The 3239-nt window shown below is 71.3% G+C and carries 3 protein-coding genes; all 3 read left to right on the top strand.

Annotated features, from left to right (window positions below):
* Window positions 1-171: 171 nt before the first annotated feature.
* Window positions 172-1059: a glucose-1-phosphate thymidylyltransferase RfbA gene (rfbA, locus tag ACIBTV_RS25390; protein ID WP_396708762.1), complete on the top strand. Its 888-nt coding sequence runs from the start codon at window positions 172-174 to the stop codon at window positions 1057-1059.
* On the top strand, window positions 1056-1679 hold the full coding sequence (locus ACIBTV_RS25385) for a dTDP-4-dehydrorhamnose 3,5-epimerase family protein (protein ID WP_396708760.1): 624 nt from the start codon (window positions 1056-1058) through the stop codon (window positions 1677-1679). Before rfbA ends, ACIBTV_RS25385 begins: the two co-directional genes overlap by 4 nt.
* A 69-nt stretch (window positions 1680-1748) precedes the next feature.
* The gene (pafA, locus tag ACIBTV_RS25380) at window positions 1749-3107 is read left to right on the top strand and encodes a Pup--protein ligase (RefSeq protein WP_088993761.1); all 1359 of its coding nucleotides are present in this window, start codon (window positions 1749-1751) and stop codon (window positions 3105-3107) included.
* Window positions 3108-3239 lie beyond the last annotated feature (132 nt).

Below are 3239 nucleotides of genomic sequence, written 5' to 3'. Positions count from 1 at the left end.
GCGCTGCCCAGGGGCTTGCCCAACAGCAGCCGCACGTACTCCGACCCGATAAACCCGGCTCCGCCGGTGACGAGGATCCTCACGGGTCCGGAAGTGTACGCCAAACGTGCGGGAGATCGCGTCCGCCGACCCCGGTCGCCGGGCGCGGCGCGGACCGGTACCCTCCGACGGGTGCGCGGAATCCTACTCGCCGGTGGCACCGGCTCGCGGCTCTGGCCGATCACCCGGGCGGTGTCGAAGCAGCTCATGCCGGTCTTCGACAAGCCGATGATCTACTACCCGCTCTCCACGCTGGTGATGTCCGGCGTGCGGGAGATCCTGGTGATCACGACCCCCGATGACCAGGAGCAGTTCCGCCGGCTGCTCGGTGACGGCAGCCAGTGGGGGCTCCGGCTGGAGTACGTGGCCCAGGCCCGCCCGGAGGGCATCGCGCAGGCGTTCGTGCTCGGCGCGGACTTCATCGGCGACGAGCCGGTGGCGTTGATCCTCGGTGACAACATCTTCCACGGTGTCGGCCTGGGGCGGCAGCTCACCGCGCACGGCGACCAGGTCGGCGGCCGGGTGTTCGCCTACCCGGTGGCGAACCCGGAGGCGTACGGCGTGGTCGACTTCGACGCCGACGGTCGGGTCCTCTCGATCGAGGAGAAGCCGGCCCGGCCGAAGTCCCGCTACGCGGTGCCGGGGCTGTACTTCTACGACAACCGGGTGGTCGACATCGCCAGCAAGCTCACGCCGAGCGCGCGGGGCGAGCTGGAGATCACCGCGGTGAACGAGGCATACCGGGAGATGGGCGAGCTGTCGGTGACCGTCCTGGACCGGGGCACGGCGTGGCTGGACACCGGCACCTTCACGTCGATGATGCAGGCGGCGGAGTTCGTCCGGGTCATCGAGGAGCGCCAGGGCCTCAAGATCGGCTGCGTGGAGGAGGTGGCCTGGCGGGCCGGCCTGCTCGACGACGACCAGCTGCGGGCGCTCGCCGAGCCGCTGACCAAGAGCGGTTACGGCGACTACCTGCTCGGCCTGCTCGCGGAGAAGCACACCGAGGTGGTGCCGCGATGAAGATCCGGCCGTTGAGCATCGAGGGCGCCTGGGAGATCACCCCGCAGCAGCACGGCGACCCGCGCGGCATGTTCATGGAGTGGTACCGGTTCGACCGGCTCGCCGAGGCCGTCGGTCACCCGCTGCGGCTGGCGCAGGCCAACCTGTCCGTCTCCGGGCGGGGCGTGGTGCGCGGCATCCACTTCGCCGACGTGCCTCCGGGGCAGGCCAAGTACGTCACCTGCGTCCGCGGCGCGGTGCTCGACGTGGTGGTCGACCTGCGGGTCGGCTCGCCGACCTTCGGCCGCTGGGAGGGAGTGCGGCTGGACGACGTGGAGCGCCGGGCGGTCTACCTCGCCGAGGGGCTCGGGCACGGGTTCTGTGCGCTGACCGACGACGCCACCCTGAGCTACCTCTGCTCAGCCACCTACAACCCGACCGGCGAGCACTCGGTGCACCCGCTGGACGAGGAGTTGGGCATCGAGTGGCCGGCCGACGTACCGCAGCTGTCGGCCCGGGACGCCGCCGCCCCGACCTTCGCGCAGGCTCGGGAGTCGGGCCTGCTCCCCGACTACGCGGCCTGCCGGGCGTACGTGGCGACGCTGGGCGCGGAGGGTTTGTCGCAGTCGGACGGGGTTTGATCCGCAGCTCCCGCACGACGTGTGGTGTGACAGTGACGAAACGGCCCTCCGGGCGGCTAATGTCACACCATGGAGCGGCGAATCTTCGGCCTCGAGACCGAGTACGGCGTCACCTGCACCTATCGGGGTCAGCGGCGGCTGTCCCCCGACGAGGTCGCCCGTTACCTCTTCCGTCGTGTGGTGTCCTGGGGTCGGTCCAGCAACGTGTTCCTGCGGAACGGGGCCCGGCTCTACCTGGACGTCGGTTCGCACCCCGAGTACGCCACCCCCGAGTGCGACTCGGTCGTCGACCTGGTCGCGCACGACCGGGCCGGTGAGCGGATCCTGGAGGGGCTGCTCGTCGACGCGGAGAAGCGGCTGCACGACGAGGGCATCGCGGGTGAGATCTACCTGTTCAAGAACAACACCGACTCGGCCGGCAACTCGTACGGCTGCCACGAGAACTACCTCGTCTCCCGGCACGGCGAGTTCGGCCGGCTGGCCGACGTGCTGATCCCGTTCCTGGTCACCCGGCAGTTGATCTGCGGGGCGGGCAAGGTGCTGCAGACTCCGCGCGGCGCGGTCTACTGCCTCTCCCAGCGGGCCGAGCACATCTGGGAGGGCGTCTCCTCGGCCACCACCCGCAGCCGGCCGATCATCAACACCCGGGACGAGCCGCACGCCGACGCCGAGCGCTACCGCCGGCTGCACGTGATCGTCGGCGACTCCAACATGAACGAGGTCACCACACTGCTCAAGGTCGGCACGGCCGACATCGTGCTGCGGATGATCGAGGCGGGCGTGGTGATGCGCGACCTCACGCTGGAGAACCCGATCCGGGCGATCCGCGAGGTGTCGCACGACATCACCGGCCGACGCAAGGTGCGACTCGCCTCCGGCAAGGAGGTCAGCGCGCTGGAGATCCAGCAGGAATACCTGGCGAAGGCCACCGAGTTCGTCGAGCGTCGCGGCGGTGACCAGACCGCCAAGCGGGTGGTCGAGCTGTGGGGCCGGGTGCTGCGCGCCGTCGAGACCGGTGACCTGGAGCCGGTGGCCCGGGAGATCGACTGGGTGACGAAGCTGCGGCTGATCGAGCGTTACCAGCGCAAGCACGACCTGCCGCTGTCGCACCCCCGGGTCGCCCAGATGGACCTCGCCTACCACGACCTGCGGCGGGGACGCGGCCTCTACGGCCTGTTGGAGCGGCGCGGTGAGGTCGACCGGGTGGCCACCGACCCGGAGATCTTCGAGGCGAAGGAGACCCCGCCGCAGACGACCCGCGCCCGGCTGCGCGGTGAGTTCATCCGGCACGCGCAGGAGAAGCGGCGCGACTTCACCGTCGACTGGGTGCACCTCAAGCTCAACGACCAGGCGCAGCGCACCGTGCTCTGCAAGGACCCGTTCCGGGCGTACGACGAGCGGGTCGAGCGGTTGATCGCCAGCATGTGACCGGCGTCGGGGGGGGGGGGGGGCGCGCCCCCCGCCCCCCCCCCCCCCGGGGGGGAACCGGCCCCACCCCCCACCCCCCGGCCCCCCCCCCCCCACCCCGCGCGCGCCCCCGGCCCCCCCCGCCCCCCCACC

The organism is Micromonospora sp. NPDC049366, from assembly GCF_044466625.1.
In the GTDB taxonomy this organism is placed as follows: Bacteria; Actinomycetota; Actinomycetes; order Mycobacteriales; family Micromonosporaceae; genus Micromonospora.
The sequence above is the reverse complement of the archived record's forward strand: the minus strand, read 5'-3'. Positions and strand labels throughout refer to the sequence as shown.